Consider the following 23,244-nt stretch of genomic DNA (forward strand, 5'->3'; position numbering starts at 1 on the left):
AAAAAAATCTTAACCATGTTTAAGCAATTTGATGAATACAACAGCCAGCTATTTGAAAAATGTCCGATTGGGCTATTACTATGCCGAACAGATGGGACGCTAATTAACATCAACCCCGCTTATGCTGCCATTTTGGGGCGCACTGTTCCAGAAACCCTAAATCTGTGCGATCGCCAGATTACTCCTGAAAACTATACCGCCTCTGACCGAGCTAGCCTAGAAAATCTAGAAAAAACTGGTCGCTACGGCCCTTATGAGAAAGAGTTAATCCACAAAGACGGGCATCTGGTTTCGGTCAGGATTTCTGGATTGATGATTGACAAAGATGGAGAGCAAGTAATTTGGTGTAGCGTGGAGGACATCAGTGACCTTCGACGCGCCCAGCAGGAACGTCAACGTACTGAACAAATCTTGAAACAGAGTGAAGCCCGATACCGCTCTTTGGTAATTAGCACTACACAAATTGTTTGGGTAAGCACACCAGAAGGAATTTGCTTTGAACTGGCAAGCTGGATAGCTTATACAGGTCAAAGTATAGCTGAAGCGGAAAATGGGGGCTGGATTGATGCCGTTCATCCCGAAGATCGCGATCGCACATTTCAAGTCTGGAGTGCCGCCGTGGCTAACCGCAGCCTCTATCAAACTGAGTACCGAATTCGTGGCAAAGACGGCAGCTACCGCCACTTTTCAGTCTGTGGCGCTCCCGTATTAGAAGAAGATGGTAGCGTTCGAGAGTGGGTTGGCACTTGCACAGATATTCACGATCGCAAGCTAGGAGAACAAACTCTGCAACGGAGCGAACAACGGTTTCGCTCTCTGGTAACTGCCAGCTCACAAATTGTCTGGGTAGCTACGCCAGAAGGAATGGCGGTGAGCAGTGAAATGCCTACCTGGTTAGCGTACACAGGTCAGAGTGCAGATGAAATCGAGGGTTTGGGCTGGCTCGATCCGATTCACCCCGATGACCGTAACCGCACAGCCCAAGCCTGGAGTAATGCTATGGCGAATCAAAGTCTTTTTCAAACTGAATACCGATTTCGGAGCAAAGACGGCAACTACCGCCATTTTTCTGTCTGTGGTGCCCCCGTTTTAAAAGAAGATGGTAGCATTCGAGAATGGATTGGCACCTCTACCGATGTTCACGATCGCAAACAGGCAGAAGCTGAAAATGAGCGTTTAATGGATATGTTGAATCATTCCAGCGATGCCATCATCGTCCGCGACATGAGCGACAAAATCTCTCATTGGAATCAGGGGGCTGAAAGTCTGTACGGTTGGACGCGGGACGAAGTGAAAGGTCAATGCATTCAAGCATTTATCAAAAAAACCTTTCTCAAGCCAAAAGAAGAAATCATCGCAGAGTTATTAGAGCAAGGTAATTGGGAAGGAGAAGTACAACACCTCACCCATCATGGAAAACTGATTACTGTGCAGAGCCGATGGACATTGCAACGAGACATCGACCATCAGCCCTGCGCGGTGCTAGAAATCAATACCGACATCACTGCCCGCAAACAAGCAGAAATCGCTCTGCGGCAACTGAATCAAGAACTAGAAGCCAGAGTTGTAGAGCGGACATCTGCCCTGCAAAATACCCTAGCAGAAGCGCAGGGATTAAATGCCATTTTAGATAACTTAGCAGATGGTTTGTTAGTGGCAGACATTGCAGGACAAATCACCCACTTCAATCCTGCCTTTTTAGCTATGTATGGATTAACAGCTACCGCCCTTAAAGGTCACTACCAAGAACTGCCGATATCTGGTTTAGTAGAACTAGTTGCCCAAACTCAGTCCCATCCCACAGAGGTTTTCTCTGCCGAAGTTGCACTGACAAAGGAACGCATTGGTCAGGCAGTTGCAACCGCCATTTTCAAAAAGACCCCAGATGATGAACCCGCAGCTTGTTTTGGTTCGGCGCTACTGATTCGGGATGTGACGGCAGAAAAGGAGATTGACAAAATGAAGACCGACTTCATCTCAACAGTTTCCCATGAGTTGCGGACACCACTCACTTCTGTTCTTGGTTTTGCTTCCATCATTCAAGAAAAGCTGGAAACCGACGTGTTCCCAATACTTCCTACTGAAGACCGCAAGCTGCAAAAAATTATCAAGCGGGTGGGTGACAATCTCAACATTATTGTATCTGAAGCAGAACGTCTCACCTCTTTGATTAACGATGTCCTAGACATCGCCAAGATGGAAGCAGGTAAAGTGGAATGGCAGATGCAGCCCATTGATCCTGGCGAATTGCTTGATTGGGCAACCAATTCTACAGCCGCGTTGTTTGAAACCAATGGCTTACAGCTGGTGTGCGAAATTGAACCTGGAGTGTCTCAGATAGTAGGCGATCGCAACCGTCTATTGCAAGTTTTAATCAACCTGATTTCCAATGCCGTTAAATTTACTGAATCTGGTTGTGTCACCTGCCGCGTTAAACAAGGAAACGACGGTGTTTGCATCAGCGTCATTGACACAGGTATTGGTATTGCCCTTGAAGACCAACCGAAAGTATTCGAGAAATTCCGCCAAGTTGGCGACACCCTTACCGATAAACCCAAAGGCACAGGGTTAGGACTGCCCATCTGTAAACAAATCGTCGATCATCACGGCGGTAAAATCTGGGTTGAGAGTGAGCCAGGTAACGGCAGCGTATTCTCATTCATCATTCCCACCTACGCCAGCGATCAAAAAACCACTCCTAACCTGAATCTGGATACCCTAGTCAAACAACTCAAAGAACACGTCATCACCACCAACCCTGTGCTGAACCAAAGCCGTAAAACCATCTTGGTTGTAGATGATGATGCCAACATTCGAGAACTGCTTCGTCAACAACTGGAAAATGAAGGCTACAACGTGCGGGAAGGGAAAGATGGCGTGGATGCAATTCATCAAATCAAAACAGCCCGCCCCGATCTAATTCTCTTGGATGTGATGATGCCTCAAATCAACGGCTTCGATGTGGCAGCCGTTCTCAAAAATGATCCCCAAACCGCAGACATTCCGATCATTATTTTGTCAATTATTGAAAACAAAGAACGGGGCTATCACATTGGCATTGATCGCTATCTCACTAAGCCCATCAACACAGAGAAACTCCTCAACGAAATTGGCTCACTGCTTTACCAGGGAACTTCTAGTAAAAAGGTATTGGTTGTAGATAAAAATGCATCAGCTTTAAAAACCCTATCAGATGTACTGCAAACTCAGGGATACAGCGTGATTGAAGCCTCCAACCCCCAAGAATGCATTTATAAAGCCCTATCAGCCAAACCTGACATGATCATCATCGATTCTATCTTCTCTCAAGAAGCCGATTTGGTGAAAACCCTACGGTTTGAGAAGGAGTTGGAAAATGTATTTTTTATTATGCTGTCAGAACAGTAATTGCTGGGACTGGTGGGGACTGGCAAGGAGTTATTCTAATAGATATCTTGCAAAAGTCCCTAACATTCCACACCCCAGTTGCTCCACTTAAGGACTTTCAGTAAAAAAAATCCCCAATCTCCAATCCCTATGACCCAGAAAATTCTGATTGTTGACGATGAACCCAATATCTTAACTTTAATGGAACAAGCCCTAGAATCATTAGAAGACGAGGGTGTTGAACTTATAACTGCTAGAAATGGAGAAGAAGCTCTCGAAATTATTAAAACTGAAAAACCAAACCTGGTTTTTCTCGATGTGATGATGCCTAAAATGAATGGTCTGCAAGTCTGTCACATTGTTAAACACGACCTGCAAATGGCTGATGTTTATATTGTCATTTTGACAGCTAAAGGACAGGAATTTGATAAACAAAAAGGAATTGAGGTTGGTGCAGATTTATATCTAACTAAACCATTTCGCCCCAAAGAAGTACTTGAAAAATCAATACAGGTGTTGGGTTTTTGAGGAAATTAAACCTCGTCTACGTTGAAACCTGTAGTTTTTCCTCGTCAGGGTCAAGATGATTTTTCACCCACAAGCGATCACCAATTGCAAAGGGGTTGGAATTAATATCTTGTTCAAATAAATGAACCTGTTCAATCAGTTCTGTAAAAGATTGATAGTATGTATGATAAGTAACATCTTCACGTAACCACTGCATCTGAGTAAAGCCGCAGGAATTGCCCCAGTATTAGCAAGGTGGCAGAAATTTCGATTGAATCCGGTTCCCAGTCAAAAGGAATTAGATGCGATCGCAAAACTAATAAGCTTGGACGCAGACAACATAGTTCAAATGCTGCCGCCAAAAGGCGAAAAAATGAAGCTAGAGCCAATTCGTTTATGTGCAGCTTGTTATACTGAGAAATCATATAGGACTCGTATTTGATTTTTGAAAAAACTCAGTACACTTTTATTCCTTCTTCCCTGTTCCCTGTTCCCTCCCTACGCAAATAATTTCAGGAATCAAAGCGTCACAAAACTTTTTTGTAAGAGGTCTATTACCGCTATTTTATAAAAAATAACCCTCAGTAGTAAGCTGAGGGCTTTTTTTGTTTGGCAAAATGGCATATCTGTAAATTAGAGGGTTGCTATGGTATTGGCGTAGGATACATTCCATGCGAAAGTACTGACTTGCATTACCCCTGGTAGTTTGCCAGGGGTTTTTATTTTAACTGAGAGCGATCGCTCTTAAATATTCTGCTGAAAAGTTTATTTTTAACGATTTTGATACACATTATTCTATAATTACCTGCTTTTCGGAATTAATCAGACATAGCGATTTTAATTCAACCAGGGAACTGACAATAAATATAAGCTTATATATAAGTGGAAAAATTAAGTACAACGAATTAACGATGACAGACGCTAAAAACGTAATCGATGGAAACCTAGAGGTTTGCTGTACTTCTCCCGTGACTGGGTTTTACCGCGACGGTTTTTGTCGCACGGGTGGTCAAGATTTCGGATCGCACGTTGTATGTGCCCAAGTGACATCAGAATTCTTGGAGTTCACCAAATCGCAAGGGAACGATCTTGGCACAGCTGTTCCTGCTTTTAATTTTCCTGGATTGAAGCCTGGCGATCGCTGGTGTTTGTGTGCTTCTCGCTGGCAAGAAGCTCTCGAAGCTGGCGTTGCTCCACCCGTAATACTTTCAGCAACTCATGCTAGGGCTTTGGAAGTGGTTTCTCTAGATGATTTGAAAAAACATGCTCTAACTTGATCTTGATTGGGCATTGCTTATTCTCGTCCCCAGTCCCCAATCAACTCACTGGAGCTTCCAAAGGCAGTTCTAATATATTGGCAACCGCAGCAATCAATTTATTGGGGTCAATTGGCTTAGATAAATGCTGCTGAAACCCTGCTGAAAGTGCTTCCAAGCGGTCTTCCTCTCGCGTGTATGCTGTTAAAGCGATCGCGGGGATGCGTCCGCCTTTTTCTGGTTCTAAAGAGCGCAGTTTCCGAATCAGCATATAACCATCTTGTCCTGACATCCCGATATCGCTAATCAGAATATCTGGTTTTGCTTGTTCAAGTACTGCTAGCGCTTCATCAACTGATGCTACCGCAGTGGCAAAAGCCCCATACTCCTCAAACATAAAACTGAGAAAGTTACGGGTATCCGCCTCATCATCTACAACTAACACTCTTAATCCAGCAAGGGGCGTAGATGCTACAGGGGAGGAACTTTTTCCTGTTGCTTCTCTATTCCCCCTATTGTCTTGTAGCAGTGGTAGTCTCACAGTAAAAGTTGCTCCTTGTCCAGTGCCTGAACTTTGGGCAAAGATTGTACCTTTGTGCAGTTCCACTAAATGACGAACGATCGCTAATCCTAGTCCTAATCCGTTGTGCGATCGCGTTGTGGTACTGTCTGCTTGCCGAAAACGCTCAAATACTTTGGGTAAAAACTCGGAACTAATACCAATGCCTGTATCGATAACTTCAATTTGGGCGTACTGAGATTTTAAATTTTGAATTTGGGATTGTACATTACTGCTTTCATCAGTGTTTGAAGAGGCTAAATTTTTACCATCAGATCCCAATCCCAAACCGTTTGACTGAGGGCTGACGCTGAAGTCTGAAATCGAAAATCCACAATGCTTTGATAGCCTAACCTCTACCCTACCACCTTTAGGAGTAAACTTAATGGCGTTAGTTAGTAGGTTCCAGACAACTTGCTGTAAACGGGCTGGATCGCCATATACTGATCCTAGCGAAGTATCCAGGACAGTATTTAACTTAATATCTTTCGGTTCTGCGAGGGGACGAACTGCCTCTAAGGCTGCCTCCGTTACCGTGAGCAGATTCACCGCAGATACATTTAACCGCAACTGACCACGGATAATCCGGGATACATCCAAGATATCCTCAATTAGTTGCATCTGAGACATCGCGTTGCGTTCGATCGCTTCCAAGGCGCGAGAAGTGGCTTTTTCGTCAAGTTTCTTGGCGCGGAGGATTTTTGACCAGCCCAGCATTGAGGTGAGAGGTGTGCGGAGTTCGTGGGAAAGAACAGCAAGAAACTCATCTTTCATCCGATTTGCTGCTTCTGCTTCCTGTCTTGCCGTCTGTTCTCGAATCACTTGAGCGCGGACTTCTTCTGCTTGTTTGCGTTCGGTAATATCCTCAAGAGTGCCTACATATCCCAGTAATTCCCCTTGACCGGAAAGCATCGGTGATGAGCGAACTTGAACCCAATGGACGCTACCGTGAGCAGTTTGAAAGCGAAATTCTTCCGAGTAGTCCCGACCTTCACAAATGTAAGCAGACCAACTAGCGATCGCTCGTTCTCTGTCTTCTGGATGAACAGATTCTAGCCATCTTTTTTCTAAACTTTCTGCCGCTTTTAAACCACAAATTGCCTGATAGCGAGGATTTGTATATCTACATCCTCCTTCAGTATCAATTTCAAAAATGCCAACGGGTGAGCAAGTACTTAGCGATCGCAATCGTTCTTCACTTTGCCTGAGTTCTGTATTTACAGCTACTAACTGCGCTGCTTGTTGCTTGACGGCTTCTGTTTTCTTAAAAAGTTCTACGAATACTGTGACTTTAGAAGTCAAAATATTGGGGTCTAGTGGTTTGAGTAAATAATCTACTGCACCCAAGGCATAGCCTTTAAATAGCATTTGGTCGCTGCTGCTAAAGGCGGTGAGAAAGATAATTGGAGTGTGACGCGATCGCCCCCGATTGCGAATTAAGGTAGCAGTTTCAAAGCCATCCATCCCAGGCATTTGCACATCAAGCAAAATAACTGCAAAGTCTTGATGCAGCAGACACCGCAAAGCTTCTTCCCCAGAAGTAGCTCTCACTAGATTCTCCCCTAGTTTTTCTAGGATTGCCTCTAGTGCCAGCAAATTTTCTAGTTTATCATCCACTAGGAGGATGTTTACTTTGGGTTCCATCTGCATCGGTTTCTTTCTATGATGAATAACAAAGCTTGACCATCTGGGAAGCAATGTTTGAGAGTGTCAAAATCCAGTCTACTGTAACAGCAGAAATTGCGGCCTTTGGCATAACGTCGCTCTCAGCTGTGGCAGGTTCTTGTACAATAGTAGTTCCTCCCCGCGCTTTTATTTTCTTGAGACCTTGCATACCATCTTGGTTTGCTCCTGTCAATATTACACCAATAACTTGCTCTGTGTAGACATCGGCTGCCGACTCAAACAGCACATCAATAGATGGTCTGGCATAAGAAACAGGTTCATCAGTTGAGAGGGCAAAATGACCTGGTTCAACTAGTAAGTGATAATCTGCTGGGGCTATGTAGATATATCCTGATAGTATTTCGTCCTTGTCTTCCACTTCTCGAATTTTCAACAAAGTGGATTGTTGTAATAAATCCTGGAGTGTGTTAGTTGACTCTTTATGACGGTGTTGGACGATCGCGATCGGCACAGGGAAATCTACTGGTAAATTCCCTAGGACAATTTTTAATGCTGATAATCCGCCTAAAGAAGTACCAATTACCACAATTTTAAACGACACTTATTTCGCCCTCACACCTATGAATGGGGGTTATATAAATAGCAAAGGGAATTTCATACTGAATCAGTCAGTATTTTCTTGCTTCTTTGCTCTTACCAGTAACCCATGTTTAGGTGCAAAAATCATTGCTATAACAAACAACAAGGTTTGTAACACTACTATACAACCCCCAGTTGCACCATCGATATGATAGCTGATGTAAGTGCCCATAACACTAGAAAATACTCCAGATGCCATTGAAATTAGTATCATCTGGTCAAAACGGTCTGTTAATAAATAAGCCGTTGCTCCCGGAGTTACTAACATAGCTACAACCAGAATAATTCCCACTGTCTGGAGTCCGGCGACAGCAGTTAACGAGAGTAATGATAGTAAAATATAGTGCAGCGCTCCTGTGTTCAAGCCAATGGAACGTGCGTGAGTGGGGTCAAAACAAAATAATAGTAAGTCTTTGCGTAAGATAGCTATTGTTATTAAAGTAATCCCGCTAATAATCACCGTTTGGATAATGTCTTCATTAGAAATACCTAAAACATTGCCAAACAAAATATGTGTCAAGTCTACGCTGCTGGGAGTTTTGGAAACTAGTACCAAACCCAGAGCAAAAAATCCTGTAAATACAAGTCCAATGACAGTATCTTCTTTAATCCTTGTCTTCGCTTTGATATAACCGATCGCAATAACTGAACCCACTCCAAAGACAAAAGCACCCACAGCAAAAGGGATATTTAAAACATAAGCAATTACAACCCCAGGCATTACCGCATGAGAAACAGCATCTCCCATTAATGCCCAACCTTTAAGGGTCATAAAACAAGATAAAACAGAACAAACCACCCCAACTAAGGCACTTACACAAATTGCCTTCACCATGAATTCATGCTGTAGGGGTGTAGTGAACCAGTCTAATAATGCGAGAGTATTCATATTTTTATAACTTTAATCCAAGCAATATCAATTAAAAATTCTCAATCAATGAGATTCACCTTGATTTCCACGGATTATCTGACTTTTGCCGAGAGATAAATCTCCCAGAGAACCGCCAAAAGTCCGTGAGAGATTTTCTTCTGTGAAGACTTCTGATGTATCACCATAAGCTAAAATAGTACGATTAATGAGTACTACTTGATCACAGAAAGTAGTGATAGATGCTAAATCATGGGTAGAAATTAAAATTGTATGACCTTCCTCTCGCAATTCCAGCAATAAATCAATCATCGCTTTTTCTGTTTTAATATCTACCCCAGTGAAAGGTTCATCTAATAGTAAAACTGTTCCCTGTTGTGCTAAAGCACGGGCGAGAAAGGCACGTTTTTTCTGTCCACCTGAGAGTTCTCCAATTTGGCGATCGCGCATTGACCACATTTGCATCCTTTCCAAACTCTCCCGCACCACTAAGCGATCGTTCGCCGATGGAATTCGTAGTATATTCATGTATCCGTAGCGTCCCATCATCACCACATCATGGACACTTACTGGAAAATTCCAGTCCACCTCTTCCGACTGGGGTACGTAAGCCACCAAGCTTTTTTTCTGCACAGTTTTTATCGGTAAACCATTAATCAAAACCTTTCCTGTGACTGGCTTCAAAAAACCCATAATTGCTTTAAATAGGGTTGATTTACCGCTACCATTCATCCCCACCAAACCACTGATTGAACCTGCTTGAATTTGCAAAAAAGCACCATGTAAAGCAACTTTGCCGTGGTAAGCAACTGTCAAATTTTCGACATCAATGCTAATGGATTTCATTAAAAATCACCTCTAAAATTAATTAATAGTTTGTAGTGAGCAGCTTCAGCCCTCTTTCCAAAGACGTAACGTTTTCCAGAGAACAAAATAAGACTAAATTCGTTACTACAAGCTTATTTTCAATAGTTAGATTTATTCTTGCATACTTGCTCACTTTTCCTCTAATCCCTGAGTTAGAGTATTAATATTACCTTCTAACAACTTGAGATAAGTTGGTGCTGGCCCATCTGCTGGAGATAGAGAATCAACGTAAAACACTCCACCAAACCTTGCTCCTGATTCTCTAGCTACCTGACGTTGCGCTCCATCGTTTACTGTACTTTCACAGAAAACTACAGGTATTTTATTTTTTTTAACTATATCAATGACTTTTTCTAGCTGTTTGGGAGTAGCTTGCTGTTCAGAATTGACCGCCCAGAGATAAGCTTCTTTCAAGCCATAATCGCGGGTAAGGTATGAAAATGCGCCTTCACAGCTTACTATGTAGCGCTTGTCTGCTGGAACTACCGAAACAGCTTTTCGCAGTTTCTCATCAACTTCCTTAATCTTTTGACTGTATACTTTGGCATTGGTATTATAACTCTCTGCATTCGCTGAGTCTAAATTAACCAATGCCTTGCGAATATTCTCTACGTAAGTCAAGGCGTTTTGTGGTGACATCCAAGCATGGGGATTAGGCTTTCCTTTGTAAGCATCCTCCGCAATTTCTACAGGTTTAATTCCCTCAGTTAGGGTAATGTGAGGCACTTTGGGGACGCTGTTATATAACTTTTGTGCCCAACGCTCTAAATTCAGACCATTATTCAAAATTATGTCTGCTTTTTGCGCCCTCACCAAATCGCTAGGAGTTGGTTCGTAACCATGAATTTCTGTCCTGGTTTAGTGATAGATTCGACAATCGCCTTGTCTCCCGCCACGTTTTGCGCCATATCTGCAATGACTGTAAAGGTGGTAAGAACTACTTTTTTATCTAGCTTGGTAGTAGTTGTGCCTGGATTTGAACTTAACTGTGGTTGAGAGTTAGAGGTTGCGCCACATCCACCCAAACATAGACTTAATAGCAGCCCAGATGCTATAGCCAATTTTTGCCCGTACTGCGGTAGTTGCATCTTAAAATTATTGATATTAAATCTCATTATAGCAATTTCATAATCTTCTCACTTTTGTCTCACTTTAGCAGAAGCAAGATAAAACTGAAAGAATTATGATAATTTTCTAAGAAGTAAAAAGCGAACCTGTGGCAATCCACTGTATTTCTAGATTTTGACTTACTTGGTTCGACACTTTTATGTGTTAATTTTTGACTCTTGTCATTTTAAGGGGCATTTTGAACAGTTCAAATAATTTTGTTGTTTGCATCACAAACAAATATTTGATGATTGTGAAATACTTTACAGACAAATCTTGTATTTAGGTTTTGTAGTATTTAAATTATTGCAAAAATAAATACATTGTAGAAATATTTATTTGTTAGCTAACTAACTGTTAAAAGTTTAATATTTATTGTTTTGACAATTCATAAAAATTTACTTAAGCTAAAGGATAGGTTAAGCAAATCAACAAACAACAGCAATTTGATTTAGCTACATCAAGAATTGCTGTTGTAGACTATCCGCATGAGGGAATGAATCGAAATCCAAATTATTCCATGTAGGCAATTAAACCTGATTTTGCTACAAAAAGCTAAGACAAGATTAAGCGTATTGCACAGCGCATAAATTGAACAGATTCCAGTCAATTATCGATGGATACTTGTGGTGATGTTAGTGAGTATCGATCAATTATTGAAGTTTGACTAGTGATTTTGGATTAGGGTCTTCTGGTTTATCCTCGTCAGGGACGGAATAAATCTAAAATCCAAAATTTATTGACTAAAACACGGTAGATATGTCCAGGAGAAACAATGCTTGAGTATTTTACATCTTTGAACGACCACAATTTACCTTATCCAGATACGATTCATCCCATCGTTGTCCACTTTGTAATTGCGATGGTATTGTTTTCCTTTGTCTGTGATGTAATTGGCTATTTTACTGGCAAATCCGGTCTTTTTGAGGTGAGTTGGTGGAATATGGTAGTTGCCACGATCGCCATCTTCGTGGCCATTATTTTCGGTCAGTTTGAAGCGGGTTTAGCACAGCCTTACAGCGTAGCTAAATCGGTACTAAATTTGCATACGCTGATTGGTTGGTCACTTTCGGGAATCATCACAGCAATTACAGCTTGGCGCTATGTAATTCGTGCCCGGAATCCGCAAAAAGTACCAATTTATTACTTGGGAGCCGGACTAGTTTTAACCCTAATAGTTGGCTTACAAGTATATCTTGGAGATGAACTTGTTTGGGTGTATGGATTGCATACAGTGCCAGTTGTGGAAGCAGTAAAGGATGGTCTGTTGCAATGAACTCAGAATTAATTGATCAATTGAGCGGCTCTTTAGGCGCAAACGGATTACCTTACACCATTCCCATTCATCCCAACTTAGTCCATCTGACAATAGGTTTGTTCATCATTGGGATGACCTTTGATATTGTCGGTGTTCTGTTCCCCTTTGAAAAATGGGTCTTCAAATATTTAGCAATTACTGTGGAACGTCAGAACTTATTTGATGTTGGCTGGTACAATATGCTAGCTGCCAGCATCATCACATTTTTCACAGTCGCAGCAGGCTTTTACGAAATGCTGTTGGCAACACCACCAGCTGATATGAAAAGTGCCTGGGGATTGCAGGCAATGGAAACTATGCTTTGGCATGGTGTGGGTGGTGTGTTCTTATTAGCGCTGATTATTGTCTTGACCATCTGGAGAGGATGGCAGCGCTTGGTTTGGGCCAAACAAGAATATAAAGAGACAGATAGAGAAGTGCAATGGATCTATCTGTTGGCAGGCATAGCAATTATGTTCATTCTGTACGTCCACGGGACACTAGGGGCGCAAATGGCTGCCGAGTTTGGCGTACACAATACAGCAGATAATTTGCTGCGATCGCACCAAGACCTCAATACAACACTCAAGTAAGTTATTTGTCCTTAGTCCTTAGTCATTTGTCCTTTGACTAATACCCAATGCCCAATAACCAATGACCATGAAAATCCAGAAGATTTTAAATATTTTGACGCTGCTTACAGGCGCGATCGCAATCACTGTTATCAGTCTCTGGATCGGGCAGCAGGCTTACTCCTGGCTTCCTCCCCAAGCAGCAGCCGAATCCCTACTAATTGATGATTTGATTAGCTTCTTAGTAACCCTCGGTTCCTTCATCTTCTTGGGAGTCACAAGTACTTTAATGTATTCTGTGATCTTCCATCGGGCAGTCAAAGATGACTTCACTGACGGCCCCCCAATTGAAGGGAATATCACCTTAGAAGTTGTCTGGACAGCAATCCCAATTCTGTTAGTGTTTTGGATTGCGGGTTACAGCTATCAAGTTTACGAACAAATGGGAATTCAAGGCCCATCGGAATTAGTTCATTTGCATAATCCGCTAGCAATGCAATCGGCTCATGCAGAACCAAATGATTTACCAGCTAACGCTTTAGCAGAACCTGTAGAAAAAATCGACGTACTAGCTAAACAGTGGGCGTGGGTTTTTCATTACCCAGAAAAAGATATTACCAGTACCGAATTGCATTTACCAAGCGATCGCCGGATACGTTTAGCGCTGAAATCGCAAGACGTTCTCCACGGCTTTTATATACCTGCATTTCGCCTTAAGCAGGATATTATTCCCAACCACGCGATCGACTTTGAATTTACTCCCATCCGCGCCGGCAAGTACCGATTGACCGATTCCCAATATAGCGGTACATACTTTGCGACGATGCAGGCGAATGTGGTTGTCGAATCTCCTGAAAATTATCAGCAGTGGCTAGCACAAGCTGCAACCCAAAAGCCATCCGTAGCAAAAAATCAGGCAGCTTCTGAGTATGCCCAAACATCCCATCAATCAGTCCAAACTGGTTGGGTTACAGTTCCACCTGCTGCACCTCCTCTAGTCAATTCACCTGGTTGAAAGGAAAGTAACCATGACTAATGTTCCTATTGAAGGTATTCTTCTCCCTGATGAGAAGCATAACCACGAATCTCCAAGTAATTGGAAAGAATACTTCAGCTTTAGTACCGACCACAAGGTAATTGGTATCCAGTATCTCGTTACCTCCTTTTTCTTCTTCCTCGTCGGCGGTATCTTTGCGATGGTGATGCGGGGAGAACTGATGACACCCGAATCAGATTTAGTCGATCGCACCGTCTACAACGGTATGTTCACCATGCACGGCACTGTGATGCTGTTTTTGTGGACATTTCCCTCACTGGTTGGTTTTGCCAACTATTTAGTACCCCTAATGATTGGGGCGCGAGATATGGCATTTCCCCGCCTCAACGCCGTCGCCTTTTGGATGGTGCCAGTAGTTGGGATTTTGATGATGGGTAGCTTCTTTGTCCCTGGAGGCCCTGCCCAAGCCGGCTGGTGGTCTTACCCGCCAGTCAGTCTCCAGAATCCCACAGGTAACTTAATTAATGGTCAAGTTATCTGGTTGCTAGCAGTAGCAATATCTGGCGTATCTTCAATTATGGGGGCAGTAAATTTTGTCACCACAATTGTGAAGATGCGGGCCCCAGGAATGGGTTTCTTCAAAATGCCGTTGTTTGTCTGGACAGTATTTAGCGCCCAGATTATCCAACTATTCGGACTACCTGCATTGACAGCAGGTGCGGTAATGCTGCTACTCGACCTCACAGCAGGCACTGCCTTTTTCGACCCCGCCAAGGGTGGTAATCCAGTAATGTTTGAGCATTACTTCTGGTTCTACTCCCACCCCGCCGTTTACGTGATTATTTTGCCCATCTTCGGCATTTTCTCGGAAATCTTTCCAGTTTATTCACGTAAACCCTTATTTGGTTACAAAGTAGTTGCCGTTTCATCCATTTTGATTGCGATCGTCAGTGGTATCGTTTGGGTACACCACATGTACGTCAGTGGTACACCCGGCTGGATGCGGTTGATTTTCATGTTGACGACGATGTTTGTATCTGTCCCCACGGGAATTAAAGTATTTGCTTGGGTAGCAACTATTTGGGGCGGTAAACTGCGGCTAACTACCCCCATGCTGTTTGCCTTAGGTGCATTAATCATGTTTGTCTTTGCAGGAATCACAGGCATCATGCTTTCTTCCGTGCCCGTTGATGTCCACGTTAACAATACCTACTTTGTAGTGGGACACTTCCACTACGTCCTCTACGGAACTGTGACGATGGGCTTGTATGCTGCCATCTATCACTGGTTCCCCAAAATGACTGGGCGGATGTACTCAGAAAGCTGGGGTAAAATCCACTTCTGGTTAGCCTTCATCGGCACTAACCTCAACTTTTTGCCCATGCACCCATTAGGATTGCAAGGAATGTTACGCCGAGTTGCTTCCTACGCCCCAGAGTACACATTCTGGAATATCATCGCTAGCTTGGGCGGATTCCTCTTAGGAATGTCCACCTTGCCCTTCATTTTCAACATGGTGATTTCTTGGATGCAAGGCGAGAAAGCACCTGCTAATCCTTGGAGAGCAATCGGACTAGAGTGGTTAGTTTCTTCACCCCCCCCAGTAGAAAACTTTGAAGAAATCCCCATCATCATCTCTGAACCCTACGGCTACGGCAAATCAGAACCCTTGACAGCTAACCTCTCAGAATAACCCAGGCTATCCTACCGTATACACACAAATCTTTTAGGTTACTCCGTAACTTAGGGTAAGTTAATTTTTGCAGGTCGATGCAATAAAGGTGCAGGTCGATGCAACAAACTTGCAGGTTGATACAAAAAAGGTGCAACTCGATACAACAAACTTGCAAGTCGATGTAATAAAGGTGCAGGTCGATGCAACAAACTTGCAGGTTGATACAACAAACTTGCAGGTCAATGCAATAAAGGTAAGGTCAAAAGACTTGTGTGTATACCGTAGCGCAACAAGCTACGTCTCTTTTGCGTTTTAAATTCAACCCTCAAGCTAAAAGCAAAACTCCACCAATGGACAGTTATATCAATTCAGATGAATTGCAGCACACAGCCGCAGAACATACCCACGACGAAGAAGGCAACAAGATGTTTGGCTTCATTGTCTTCCTCCTGTCTGAAAGCGTCATTTTCTTGAGTTTTTTCGCCGGATATGCCATCTACAAAACAACAACGCCTAACTGGCTACCAGCAGGTGTTTCCGGGCTAGAAGTAAAAGAACCGACAATCAACACAGTAATTCTTGTCGCCAGTAGCTTTGTAATTTACTTAGCCGAACGCGCCCTTCAACGCCATGACTTAGTGAAATTTCGCCTATTTCTCTTGACAACAATGGCGATGGGTACTTACTTTTTGGTTGGGCAAGCGATTGAATGGAACGGCCTCGATTTTGGCTTCACCACAGGGGTATTTGGTGGGACGTTTTACCTGCTAACAGGCTTCCACGGTTTGCACGTTTTCACCGGCATTCTGTTGCAGTCGATTATTTTGGTACGTTCTTTCATCCCTGGCAACTACGACACAGGCCACTTCGGCGTGAATGCAACTTCATTGTTCTGGCACTTCGTCGATGTTATCTGGATTATTTTGTTTATCCTAATCTACGTTTGGCAGTAAAGATTGATGGGATAAAAACCCAGATAAATTATCTGGGTTGGTGTATGGGGCATTATTAATTACTTTTATGCCCCATACACCATTCACTGTAATAACTATAATTAGGTATTGGTTCAACTTTTTAAATTAACCTTTCCCTCAAACTTTGACACATCTTGATGAGATAAAAACTTTTCACTACTGTGATAACTCCTTCGCCATTGTTCGAGTTTATCTATAGATATTGATTTAGATACGACATTCACACCATTTCCTCGCCAAGCAACTTCTGAATCTGTTGTGAAAACCCCGCACTCTAATTGATCTAGCCTCATATTCCAATATTCGCTAAATCGACCTTTTAAGGTAATAACTTGCTCAAATACCTTGTTTCTATGTTTATTTCTTCTTTTTCGTTCTGTTGCTCCAGTTGCTTCTGTATCAATAAACTTAGTTTCAATTAAAAACAGGCTACCTTTAAAGGTCAGAAAGACAAAATCACACTTTCCTAAATCTGTATAATCTGAAATTGGAGACTTTTCAAATAACAGCAATTCAGCGCACGAGGGAAACAATTCTTTAATATTCAGAAATAAATAAGCTTGCAATAAAAGTTCCTTGTCATAAGGAAACAATATTACTCCTTCAAAAAATTTTTGAATGTCCTCGTGAGTTTGGGGTTGAATTCTTTTACAGTATGAGACAAATTTATGTAGCTCGTTTACAATCATCAAGTTTTAACTCCTTCCCCCATTCGCAACCTTAAGGGTATTAGCATAAAAAGATACCACTCCCTCAAGGAAATCATCATCCGCATAAGTAACTAAAAAAACGATAAAAATCCCAAGTACTTAGGGTAATTTACTGTTGACAGTTCAATAAAACTAATTTTTAAGCTGCTTTTCAGTATTGGTGGATTTATCACTCCTGGCCTCAGCTACCAGTCAGCGATTTTATATGAGCAGGAAAACTAGCATTTTGCAAAGCTTGAACGGTTATTCTAGAATCTTGTACGCAAAATTGCCAACCTAAACGAACAAGCTTACGAGAAGTTTCAGTTTGGATAATTCCAATCACTGGCATTCTTGCCTTTTCTTTGTCTACTGAATGGTCTTGCAAAATTGTTTTCAAGCGATGTAATTCTTCGATATTACCTGCTTGTTGGGGATTTAACTCGACCATCACCATTTGTACTGTTTCCACTGGTTCTGCATCTTCAAGAATAAATTGAGTTTGCTCGTCACGTCGATCTACTTTTCCCCAAATAATCAATCTAGTATCAACTTGGAGTAGCGTACTAATGCGTTCATAAGTTTTCGGAAAAACTACAGCTTCTGATTGTGTAGTTAGGTCTTCTATTTGCAGAATTGCCATCTGATCGCCTTTTTTCGTGACCACCTTTTTGACGTTATTTAACATGACAACTGCACAAAGCCTTGTATCTTCCCTTTGTTCTCCCAGTTGTGAAAGGTTAATTGGAGTCAAAAGTGGTGCTATTTGCCGTAAGGATTTCAGTGGATGATCTGATACATAAAAGCCTAGTAGTTCTTTCTCCATCTGCAACTTTTTCTGTGGGGGTAAATCTGTCACAGGTTTAGATTTAGGAGCAGTTTCAAAAGCATTATTTGCTCTTTTATTTTGAGTCGAAGAAAAGCCGTCGCCCAATAAATCAAATAGATTCCCTTGACCACTGGCTCTGTCTTTAGCGCGAGATTGTGCCCAATCATACACTAATTCTGAGTCGTTAATTAACTGTTGACGGTTGGGTTCAATTTTGTCAAAGGCTCCACAGTAAATCAGCGATTCCAGAGTTCGGCGGTTAACGGCACGTAAATCTACGCGATCGCAAAAATCAGCGAGGGACTTAAACTCTCCTGTATCATTTCTCGCCTCCAAAATACAAGCGATCGCATTTTGCCCCACGTTACGCACTGCCGAAAATCCAAACAGAATCTTTCCTGCCGTCGGCGTAAAATCAACACCAGAACGATTAATGTCTGGCGGATCTATGGAAATCCCCATATTTGTACAGTTAGTAATATATCTCTGTACCTTATCGGTATCACCACTGTTAGCCGTTAACAGTGCCGCCATATATTCCAATGGGTAATTAGCTTTTAAATATGCTGTTTGATAAGTTACATAACCGTATGCTGTTGAATGGGATTTATTGAAACAATTGGAAGCTATCAAGCCATTTTTAATCGCAAAATTATGGTCACGCTCAACCCCAATGTCATAAACATTTTGTTTGCCTAAATATTTGCGTGTGGCTATTTTGATCATCCTACCCTACCCCTAAAAAAAATTTTGCAAAATTAATTAATTGATAAAATTATGAACTTTCTAGTTTTGATAGCCCTCAGAATATAAAATTATATCACTAGAAAACACTGCTATACTCTTAGACAAAGTAGTAAATATATATCAATTTACATCAAAACTTTAGTAAACTCTTCAATAGATGGTTGATAGCTATATATTTGCTGTTTTTAGAACCTATTAAACACATTTAAATACATATTAATTTGCTTAGTCAGATGTGCGGAGAGTGGCGGATAAGGAAGTAGGGAAGACAGTGGAAGATAAGGGTGATGAGGGGTACAAGGAGAATAACCAATGCCCAATACCCTATACCCAATTTCGGCCAATATGTACTAAAATCAATGACTTGAGTCACAAAGAGAGCAATCATGGCATCTATCCGCGAGTTGCACCAACAACTGGTTAAAAAAGAACGTTCTGCTGTTGAAATTACCCAAGAAGCTTTAGAGCGCATTCAAGTATTAGAGCCGAAATTGCACAGCTTTTTATGTGTGACGGCAGAACGAGCATTAGAGCAGGCAGGTGCTGTGGATGCCAAAATTGCCGCAGGAGAAGAAATTGGCCTATTAGCAGGGATTCCTGTGGGTATCAAGGACAATTTATGTACCAAGGGAGTTCCCACAACCTGCGCCTCCCGGATTTTGGAAAACTTCGTGCCGCCTTATGAATCAACAGCGACACAAAAACTGGCAGATGCTGGGGCGGTAATGGTAGGCAAAACCAACTTGGATGAGTTTGCAATGGGTAGTTCTACAGAAAACTCTGCCTACCAAGTCACGGCTAATCCTTGGGATTTGTCACGAGTTCCGGGCGGTTCTTCAGGGGGTTCTGCGGCGGCGGTGGCGGCTCAAGAATGTGTGGTTGCTCTCGGTTCTGATACTGGCGGTTCGATTCGCCAACCTGCATCTTTTTGCGGTGTTGTGGGAATGAAACCAACTTATGGTCTGGTTTCTCGTTATGGTTTGGTGGCTTACGCTTCATCTTTGGATCAAATTGGCCCATTTGGAAACACAGTAGAAGATGCTGCGATATTATTAAGTGCGATCGCAGGTTACGATCCTAAAGACTCTACCAGCTTGAAAGTTCCCATTCCCAACTATGCTGCTAGCTTAAAACCAGACTTCAAACCCAGAGGTCAGCTAAGGATTGGTATCATTAAAGAAACTTTTGGTGAAGGTTTAGACTCTGTAGTGGAACAAGCTGTTACTAAAGCAGTAGATCAACTACAAAGTTTGGGAGCAGAAATTCATATAATTTCCTGTCCCCGCTTTCGATATGGCTTACCCACCTATTACATCATCGCCCCATCCGAAGCATCAGCAAACTTGGCTCGTTACGATGGCGTTAAATATGGGTATCGCGCTCCTGATGCAGATAACCTCCTATCGATGTACACTCGTACCCGTGCGGCTGGTTTTGGTACAGAAGTCAAGCGCCGAATTATGATTGGCACTTACGCTCTTTCGGCTGGCTATTATGACGCTTACTATCTAAAAGCGCAAAAAGTCCGTACTTTGATTAAGCAAGACTTTGAAAAGGCTTTTGGCGCGGTTGATGTATTGGTTTGTCCCACATCTCCCACTACAGCATTCAAAGCAGGGGAAAAAACTACTGACCCCCTAAGTATGTATTTAAATGACTTGATGACTATTCCTGTAAATCTTGCTGGTTTACCTAGTTTAAGTTTGCCATGTGGTTTTGATGATCAGGGACTACCGATAGGATTACAGCTAATCGGCAATGTGCTGCGAGAAGAGCTACTGTTTCAAGTAGCTTATGCTTATGAGCAATCCACTAGTTGGCATCTGCACAAACCGAAAATATCTTGAAATTTGTCATTTGTCATTTGTCATTTGTCATTGATTCTGCTTCTACCACTCCCCACTCCCTTTTGGTCATTTGTTAGCCTGATTGCTAACTATTGACTGTGGATTATTGTCTTCTGGAGTCACCGATTGAGATGTAAGTTGTGGATTCAGTATATGAAGAAGACCAGCAGATGCACCAACTAATAATAAAATATAGGTCAAAACAAGAGGAATATATGAATTTCCCTTGTTGTCTAAGTTATTATGAGCATTTTTGGATTCTTGAGGGACAACATTGGTTATAAGGCTGTATGATAAAGCATTTCCATCCAGCCCTAATGCATCTCCATAACGACGGATGAATCCTTGCAGAAAAATAAGCTCAGGCAATTCTTCAAATCGTTCTTCTTCTAAAGCTTGCAAAACACCTGCTCTAATCAATGTTTGAGCAGCTATTTCTTCTATGGAGATAGATTTTTCTTGTCTTACTTGTCGCAAGTGTGTGGTTATTTCTTTTAATTGCTCTACTTGAGCTTCGTTTAAGAGCGTCACAGTCTTCTCCTCTATAGGCTAATTCTACTATTCATTCATAGGCTGAAATGTGCATACGTAAATTTACTGAATATTTGATTTTTGGATAAAATTTTTTGTTCATGGCTTAATCCTTCATTTTAAAATGCTAAGGCGGCTTAAGCTAAGTATTTTTTTTGTTAGAATACATACCTTGAAAACTAAAAAAATTGGGTATGAAAATTAACAGGTTGCAATTTCTAATACAAGTATTTTCCCAACGGCTACTCTGGGCTGGGATAATTGCAGCGATCGCTTATAGTGCAATCTGTCTATTTCTTTTTATTGGGCAACCTCGGTTCATTTTCGTTCCCTCTGCTGTGATTGAAAAGACACCAGAGTTTTTTAATCTCCCTTATGAAGAGGTGTGGTTAGCTGTACCAGTTAAAACAGGCAAGGTAGAACGCATCCACGGTTGGTGGATAAAAGCCAAGAAACCCAATGCTAAGGTGTTGCTATACTTGCACGGTAATGGTATCAATATTGGCGCAAATATAACTCATGCCAATCGGTTTCATCAACTAGGATTTTCGGTGTTGCTGATTGATTATCGGGGTTATGGTCGCAGTGAAGGCAGCTTTCCCAATGAAAAGCGGGTTTATGAAGATGCAGTTACAGCTTGGAATTATTTGGTACAGCAACAAGAGATTCCACCCAACCAAATTTTTATTTATGGTCATTCTTTAGGGGGTGCGATTGCCATTGATTTGGCTGTGAAACACCCACAAGCCGCCGGTTTAATCGTGGAAAGCTCCTTTACTTCCATCCGCGATTTAATCACTTATCGAAATATGTTTCGGATGTTTCCTGTGGATTTAATCTTGACACAGCGCTTTGAATCCATTAAAAAATTGCCAAATGTAAAGATGCCAGTTTTATTCATTCATGGTGCTGTTGATTTGACTGTACCCTCTTTCATGAGCGAAAAACTGTATGCCGTTGCTCCCGAACCAAAACAACTATTCTTGGTTCCAGGAGCAGATCATAACAACACCGCAGTCGTTGGTGGTTCACAATATTTGCAACGGATAGAGTCTTTTGTCCAACAAGCGCAGACTCGTAGCTATATGAACAGCCTCGACTAGTGGTTTATCGCATTAATTTTGATGGGTAAACGAAATTTAATAATCTTTTTCTCATCCTCTTTCTCTGTGTTCTCTGCGCCTCTGCGGTTCGTTCTCTTATCCCTCAAAATTAATGGGACAGACTACTAGTCGTCTATCAAGCTAACTTCGCAGAGTAAACCAAGTTTTAAAATCTTTCTCTCTGTGTTCTCTGTGTCTCTGTGGTTCTTTATTTAACCTAGCAAAGTTAGCTTGGCATTATTCTCTCAGGACTAAACTGCTTACTACAAACCCTCTAATAGTTTGCTCACGCTGTTGATAGGGTTAGCGATCGCGTTCATCATAACGAGTGCCTGCGATCGCAGATGCAGGAATTAGTCCTTTGCAATTTGAACCTCAAAAATTAGAAGCGATTGCACTTAAATTTGGATCAATCAATGAGTTCAGCAATGTCCACAATTGCAAATCAGTAAAATCTGGAATTGCCATAAATGCGCCGACTGACTGCAAAAATTGCGGATCGTGGGTAGAGGCTATACCAATAGTGCGGATATCTGCACCTACTGCTGAACGAATACCAGAAGGAGAATCTTCTAAAGCGATCGCTTCCTCTGCTGTAATTCCCAATTTATTCAGGGCGACTTGGTAGGGTGCAGGGTCGGGTTTACCTGCAATACAATCTTCTGCTAAAACAACTGTATGGAAAGCTTCTTTTATTCCCAAAACCTCTAGCATAAATTCTGCATTTAATCTAGGGGCATTAGTTACTAATGCTCGTTTTAACTGATGTGTGTCTGTCCAGGCTAGTAGTTCAGAAAATCCATTCAATGGCTGAAGATCCGGGGCAAGTTCGCGGAAAAGCGCCTCTTTATCGTCTGCAAATTTTTGCCCTTCTGCTGTTGATAATTGTGGCAAAATATCTTTGACAATTTCTGGATTTAGCCCCCCACTAATTCGAGATTTATAAAATGTTTCGTCAATTTCAATGCTATAATGTGACAGCGTTTCCTGCCACGCCCGGTAGTGTATGGGGTCAGTGTTGACAATAGTGCCGTCTAGGTCAAAGAGAATTGCAGCCAGCATGATTTTTTGGTAAAGTGTAAATAATTGTTAACTTAATTTAAATAGTTTACATTGTTTTTTTTACTTAGTGATTTTTCCTTCGTTAATACAGGGAACTGAGGAAAAAATCGTCCTCGAAGGGTGAGA

At 42.0% G+C, this 23,244-nt stretch carries 23 protein-coding genes; 10 read left to right on the forward strand and 13 right to left on the reverse strand.

From position 1 onward, the window contains the following. Window positions 1–15: 15 nt before the first annotated feature. Together ANSO36C_RS23180 and ANSO36C_RS23185 are read left to right on the forward strand one after the other, a co-directional pair. Window positions 16–3,387: a PAS domain S-box protein gene (locus ANSO36C_RS23180; RefSeq protein ID WP_251956418.1), complete on the forward strand. Its 3,372-nt coding sequence runs from the start codon at window positions 16–18 to the stop codon at window positions 3,385–3,387. A 129-nt stretch (window positions 3,388–3,516) separates the two neighbouring features. Next, on the forward strand, window positions 3,517–3,894 hold the full coding sequence (locus ANSO36C_RS23185) for a response regulator transcription factor (RefSeq protein WP_251956419.1): 378 nt from the start codon (window positions 3,517–3,519) through the stop codon (window positions 3,892–3,894). Window positions 3,895–3,910: 16 nt separating this feature from the next. On the opposite strand, the gene ANSO36C_RS23190 is transcribed toward ANSO36C_RS23185, so the two are convergent. Both ANSO36C_RS23190 and ANSO36C_RS23195 read right to left on the reverse strand, forming a co-directional pair. Further along, a complete protein-coding gene (locus ANSO36C_RS23190) occupies window positions 3,911–4,090 on the reverse strand; it encodes a hypothetical protein (RefSeq protein WP_251956420.1) in 180 nt (59 codons plus the stop codon). Beyond that, on the reverse strand, window positions 4,074–4,298 hold the full coding sequence (locus tag ANSO36C_RS23195; RefSeq protein WP_251956421.1) for a hypothetical protein: 225 nt from the start codon (window positions 4,296–4,298) through the stop codon (window positions 4,074–4,076). The genes ANSO36C_RS23190 and ANSO36C_RS23195 overlap by 17 nt, the downstream gene beginning before the upstream one ends. A 486-nt stretch (window positions 4,299–4,784) precedes the next feature. Between ANSO36C_RS23195 and ANSO36C_RS23200 the strand changes: the two genes are divergently transcribed. Beyond that, complete coding sequence (locus tag ANSO36C_RS23200) at window positions 4,785–5,150, forward strand: DUF2237 family protein (protein ID WP_251956422.1); 366 nt, start codon at window positions 4,785–4,787, stop codon at window positions 5,148–5,150. Window positions 5,151–5,190: 40 nt separating this feature from the next. Here the strand turns inward: ANSO36C_RS23200 and ANSO36C_RS23205 are convergent, their stop codons facing one another. The 6 genes from ANSO36C_RS23205 to ANSO36C_RS34405 form a co-directional block, all read right to left on the reverse strand. Further along, window positions 5,191–7,338: a hybrid sensor histidine kinase/response regulator gene (locus tag ANSO36C_RS23205; protein WP_251956423.1), complete on the reverse strand. Its 2,148-nt coding sequence runs from the start codon at window positions 7,336–7,338 to the stop codon at window positions 5,191–5,193. Between the two features lie 10 nt (window positions 7,339–7,348). After that, window positions 7,349–7,915 (reverse strand): chemotaxis protein CheB, encoded by a 567-nt coding sequence (locus ANSO36C_RS23210; protein ID WP_251956424.1) that lies wholly within the window; start codon window positions 7,913–7,915, stop codon window positions 7,349–7,351. A gap of 63 nt (window positions 7,916–7,978) precedes the next feature. Continuing rightward, window positions 7,979–8,842, reverse strand: coding sequence for a metal ABC transporter permease (locus ANSO36C_RS23215; RefSeq protein ID WP_251956425.1), 864 nt, complete (start codon window positions 8,840–8,842; stop codon window positions 7,979–7,981). Window positions 8,843–8,887: 45 nt separating this feature from the next. Next, on the reverse strand, window positions 8,888–9,667 hold the full coding sequence (locus ANSO36C_RS23220; RefSeq protein WP_251956426.1) for a metal ABC transporter ATP-binding protein: 780 nt from the start codon (window positions 9,665–9,667) through the stop codon (window positions 8,888–8,890). A 150-nt stretch (window positions 9,668–9,817) separates the two neighbouring features. Then, window positions 9,818–10,501 (reverse strand): metal ABC transporter solute-binding protein, Zn/Mn family, encoded by a 684-nt coding sequence (locus tag ANSO36C_RS23225; protein WP_323374611.1) that lies wholly within the window; start codon window positions 10,499–10,501, stop codon window positions 9,818–9,820. Next, entirely contained in the window at window positions 10,498–10,803 is a 306-nt protein-coding gene (locus ANSO36C_RS34405) for a hypothetical protein (RefSeq protein WP_323374486.1), read from the reverse strand. The genes ANSO36C_RS23225 and ANSO36C_RS34405 overlap by 4 nt, the downstream gene beginning before the upstream one ends. Window positions 10,804–11,570: 767 nt before the next feature. On the opposite strand from ANSO36C_RS34405, the gene ANSO36C_RS23230 reads away from it, so the two are divergent. The 4 genes from ANSO36C_RS23230 (at window position 11,571) to ctaD (ending at window position 15,354) form a co-directional block, all read left to right on the forward strand. Continuing rightward, entirely contained in the window at window positions 11,571–12,071 is a 501-nt protein-coding gene (locus ANSO36C_RS23230; RefSeq protein ID WP_251956427.1) for a DUF2231 domain-containing protein, read from the forward strand. Further along, on the forward strand, window positions 12,068–12,685 hold the full coding sequence (locus ANSO36C_RS23235; RefSeq protein WP_251956428.1) for a DUF2231 domain-containing protein: 618 nt from the start codon (window positions 12,068–12,070) through the stop codon (window positions 12,683–12,685). Before ANSO36C_RS23230 ends, ANSO36C_RS23235 begins: the two co-directional genes overlap by 4 nt. A 67-nt stretch (window positions 12,686–12,752) precedes the next feature. Next, on the forward strand, window positions 12,753–13,679 hold the full coding sequence (locus tag ANSO36C_RS23240) for a cytochrome c oxidase subunit II (RefSeq protein WP_251960423.1): 927 nt from the start codon (window positions 12,753–12,755) through the stop codon (window positions 13,677–13,679). A 13-nt stretch (window positions 13,680–13,692) separates the two neighbouring features. Further along, the gene (gene ctaD / locus ANSO36C_RS23245) at window positions 13,693–15,354 is read left to right on the forward strand and encodes a cytochrome c oxidase subunit I (RefSeq protein WP_251956429.1); all 1,662 of its coding nucleotides are present in this window, start codon (window positions 13,693–13,695) and stop codon (window positions 15,352–15,354) included. A gap of 50 nt (window positions 15,355–15,404) precedes the next feature. Here ctaD and ANSO36C_RS23250 read toward each other — a convergent pair whose 3' ends face one another. Beyond that, a complete protein-coding gene (locus ANSO36C_RS23250; protein WP_251956430.1) occupies window positions 15,405–15,563 on the reverse strand; it encodes a hypothetical protein in 159 nt (52 codons plus the stop codon). A gap of 123 nt (window positions 15,564–15,686) precedes the next feature. Between ANSO36C_RS23250 and ANSO36C_RS23255 the strand changes: the two genes are divergently transcribed. Continuing rightward, window positions 15,687–16,289 carry a cytochrome c oxidase subunit 3 gene (locus ANSO36C_RS23255; RefSeq protein ID WP_251956431.1) on the forward strand — a complete coding sequence of 201 codons (603 nt, stop codon included), beginning with the start codon at window positions 15,687–15,689 and terminating at the stop codon, window positions 16,287–16,289. Between the two features lie 113 nt (window positions 16,290–16,402). On the opposite strand, the gene ANSO36C_RS23260 is transcribed toward ANSO36C_RS23255, so the two are convergent. Then, window positions 16,403–16,999, reverse strand: coding sequence for a hypothetical protein (locus ANSO36C_RS23260; protein ID WP_251956432.1), 597 nt, complete (start codon window positions 16,997–16,999; stop codon window positions 16,403–16,405). Between the two features lie 202 nt (window positions 17,000–17,201). Beyond that, entirely contained in the window at window positions 17,202–18,554 is a 1,353-nt protein-coding gene (locus ANSO36C_RS23265; RefSeq protein ID WP_251956433.1) for a helix-hairpin-helix domain-containing protein, read from the reverse strand. Between the two features lie 407 nt (window positions 18,555–18,961). Between ANSO36C_RS23265 and gatA the strand changes: the two genes are divergently transcribed. Beyond that, window positions 18,962–20,422, forward strand: a complete 1,461-nt coding sequence (gatA, locus tag ANSO36C_RS23270; protein WP_251956434.1) for an Asp-tRNA(Asn)/Glu-tRNA(Gln) amidotransferase subunit GatA — start codon at window positions 18,962–18,964, stop codon at window positions 20,420–20,422. A 66-nt stretch (window positions 20,423–20,488) separates the two neighbouring features. Here gatA and ANSO36C_RS23275 read toward each other — a convergent pair whose 3' ends face one another. Continuing rightward, window positions 20,489–20,953: a helix-turn-helix domain-containing protein gene (locus ANSO36C_RS23275; protein WP_251956435.1), complete on the reverse strand. Its 465-nt coding sequence runs from the start codon at window positions 20,951–20,953 to the stop codon at window positions 20,489–20,491. A 194-nt stretch (window positions 20,954–21,147) separates the two neighbouring features. Here ANSO36C_RS23275 and ANSO36C_RS23280 point away from each other — a divergent pair, with 194 nt between their 5' ends. Further along, window positions 21,148–22,056, forward strand: a complete 909-nt coding sequence (locus tag ANSO36C_RS23280; protein WP_251956436.1) for an alpha/beta hydrolase — start codon at window positions 21,148–21,150, stop codon at window positions 22,054–22,056. Between the two features lie 375 nt (window positions 22,057–22,431). On the opposite strand, the gene ANSO36C_RS23285 is transcribed toward ANSO36C_RS23280, so the two are convergent. Beyond that, window positions 22,432–23,118: an HAD family hydrolase gene (locus ANSO36C_RS23285; RefSeq protein WP_251956437.1), complete on the reverse strand. Its 687-nt coding sequence runs from the start codon at window positions 23,116–23,118 to the stop codon at window positions 22,432–22,434. Between the last annotated feature and the right edge of the window lie 126 nt (window positions 23,119–23,244).

Origin of the sequence: Nostoc cf. commune SO-36 (assembly GCF_023734775.1) — a bacterium.
GTDB classification, from domain to species: Bacteria; Cyanobacteriota; Cyanobacteriia; order Cyanobacteriales; family Nostocaceae; genus Nostoc; species Nostoc commune_A.